Annotated in this window: 2 protein-coding genes and 1 pseudogene; all 3 read left to right on the forward strand. The window is 26.4% G+C overall.

Going from position 1 to position 2612, the window contains the following annotated elements:
* Positions 1-183 (forward strand): annotated as a pseudogene (locus tag H2279_RS08270) (methyltransferase); the annotation flags it as partial.
* The gene (locus H2279_RS08275; protein ID WP_337196246.1) at positions 180-776 is read left to right on the forward strand and encodes a hypothetical protein; all 597 of its coding nucleotides are present in this window, start codon (positions 180-182) and stop codon (positions 774-776) included. The pseudogene H2279_RS08270 and the gene H2279_RS08275, both read left to right, overlap by 4 nt.
* Complete coding sequence (locus H2279_RS08280) at positions 776-2518, forward strand: hypothetical protein (protein WP_337196247.1); 1743 nt, start codon at positions 776-778, stop codon at positions 2516-2518. Before H2279_RS08275 ends, H2279_RS08280 begins: the two co-directional genes overlap by 1 nt.
* Positions 2519-2612 lie beyond the last annotated feature (94 nt).

A 2612-nucleotide genomic window follows, 5' to 3' on the forward strand; every position in this document is an offset into this window, starting at 1 on the left:
AAGGAACTTATCTCAGAAATCAAGGACTATGCAGATATAGCCGATGCAAGTTATGCAATGCTGCATTTAATTGATAAGAATGATGAGAAAGACTTTTTTGATAGTGTTTTTACTCCTCCTTTGTGGCTTTATGCAGATGGGATAACCAATCAAAAAATCATAGTAAAAGGCAATAAGGTATGAAATATATTATATTGACTTTTATTGTAGGTTTAATTGTATTTGTTTCAGTAAAAGGTTGTTTTTATCCTACAAGCTATCGTGCTTTTATACCAAAAAGCTTAGATTCTGAATATAAAGAGTTTGAAAAATTCTCACAGCAAGAATTAGGCAGAGTGCTTTATGCTAGACCATTAACAGAAATAGAAAAAAATAATCTTAATAAAGATAGTTTTCTTCGTAGAGAAAAGCAATATCGCATCGATAATAAAGATATGTTTGTAGGTATAGAATTTGTATATTTAAAAGGAGGTATGCCAAGAGGAGGAAGAACTGTATATGTCTATATAAAAGAATTGGGTTATTATGGTGGCTGGAATAAATGGACATTTAATTTATTTATTCTTCCAAATACAACACAGAGAATTTATAATTCAATTAAGAGTGTTACAATAAATAACTCACAAATAATACAAAACAAAGAGATAATAGGCAATCTAAAAAATAATAAAAAGAGTGCATATGAAATTTATGATATTGTAATTGAAAGCTCATTAAACAAACCAAGCTATCTTAATCATTTCGAAGAAAACTATGATTATTTTGAGGACTTATGATGACTTTTAATTACAAATACTCTCTTGGAATCTATGTTAATGATTGGGGTTTTATGATGGGTAGTGAGGGAAATCCTCATGTGTTCTTAGGATTAAAAAGAGAGAAAGTGTATTGTAGTGATATGCAAATAAAAATGCAAGAAGATTTGTATCAATACTATCTAAAACATAATATGCTAGAACAAGCTAATCAATGTAAAATTAAGATAGATAAAATGAGATGTTTTTTAGATGAAAATACTCTTTTTGATTTGCAACAAGAGTTAAGCAAGTATAAATATTATTTTGATAGGAGTAATGAATTTAAAGCTTGGAGAGATACAATATTAAATTCTGCAGAATCTATTAACAAAGATTTTAATAAAACTTTAAGAGAAACTTTTAATAATGATTTTACTTTTCTTAGACAATGCTATGCAGATATTACAGAGCCGTTTTTTATTTGGATAAAAAATATCAAAAATATAGACAATGATTACCTGAAAAATGAAATGAGCTTTGATGAATTGGAAAATTTATTTAATGAGTTTATAAAATCTTCATATAGTAATTTAGATTTTATTGAGGGATTTTTTGGATTTGGACCTTATAAAACAAGTTTATTTAATAATTATCAAAAAAATCAATACAACACAGGTGGCAAGATCTTTCAAAATAATCATTGGAATGATGAATATAAGCAACAACAAACTGAAAAATATAATAAATTAAAAGAAGGTCTCAAAAATCAACCTTTACCTAGAATCCCACAACACCAAAATGATAAAGACTTTTTTATGTATAGTCCAGAACATTATCTTACAACAATGCGACCTTTAAAAACATTTCAGAAGTATTTTAGCGAAGTTATCGAAATAAATCAAAATGAATATAAGAAAATAGCTAAAAAAATTCTCTTTCACACCCTTTTATCAAGTAATGATATAAGACAAAACTCAAAAATTTTTAGCGATAAAAGAAATATATTTAAAGATTATAAAGTGGTAGGCAATTCTTGTGTAGATTTTGTGATGGATAAGCTTCAATTAATAGGGCCAAGTACAATCGTCTTAGAACCCTATGAAGTTATTGATCATATTTCTATTTTAAAAAAAAAATATAAAAATCCATCTTCTAAAGGTGATATGATTTTATTTTTGCTTTATGATGTGCAGCTTTTTTATCAAAATTATTTTATTTTGTGTAACATAGATCCAACTTGGGATTGTAAACAAGGATTAAAATCTTATAGTCAATATTGCGAATTTCTTTTACAAAGTAATCTTTTAAATGATACTGAACTCAATCGTCTTACAAATCATATTAGCAATAATCAACTAAAAGCTTTTCCAAGAAATCCAAGAATACAAGCAATAGAAGATGATATTGCTATGCGTTTAAATACTCATTTTTGTATAGCTTCTTATTTTCAAGATAGATTAAAATATATACCTAATTTCCAAACAAAAGTAAGTTTAGTTATATATGATAAAAAAAACAAACAATATCTTAAAGCTGATTCTCAAAGCCAGTTTGTTTTTGATAAATTTATCTATGATCAAAATATCCCTAGTCATAATATTTCTTTATGGTATGAGCAGCCTATACTTTTTGAAAAAAATCCTTATCTTTTAGCAATACAGATTGATAAGAATATTTTTGATGAGTATCCAAAGTATTTTGCTCAAAATATTATAGGAGGGCAAAAAGATTATGGGGACTATAGAGACTTTTTAAAACAAAGGCAAACAAGCAATGTCTAGTGTGTTTATTGAAAGAAAAAATAAGGCAATATTAGATGTCTTAGAATTAGAGAATCAAGGTTATACTGATATACATTTTAAAGGTTTTCATCTT

This window comes from Campylobacter sp. B0100352/1 (assembly GCF_020135855.1).
GTDB classification, from domain to species: Bacteria; Campylobacterota; Campylobacteria; order Campylobacterales; family Campylobacteraceae; genus Campylobacter_D; species Campylobacter_D taeniopygiae.

What these genes read in the sequence shown, in the direction of transcription:
- H2279_RS08280 (WP_337196247.1), top strand. Translation starts at nt 776, where the DNA reads ATGACTTTTAATTACAAATACTCTCTTGGAATCTATGTTAATGATTGG.
- H2279_RS08275 (WP_337196246.1), top strand. Translation starts at nt 180, where the DNA reads ATGAAATATATTATATTGACTTTTATTGTAGGTTTAATTGTATTTGTT.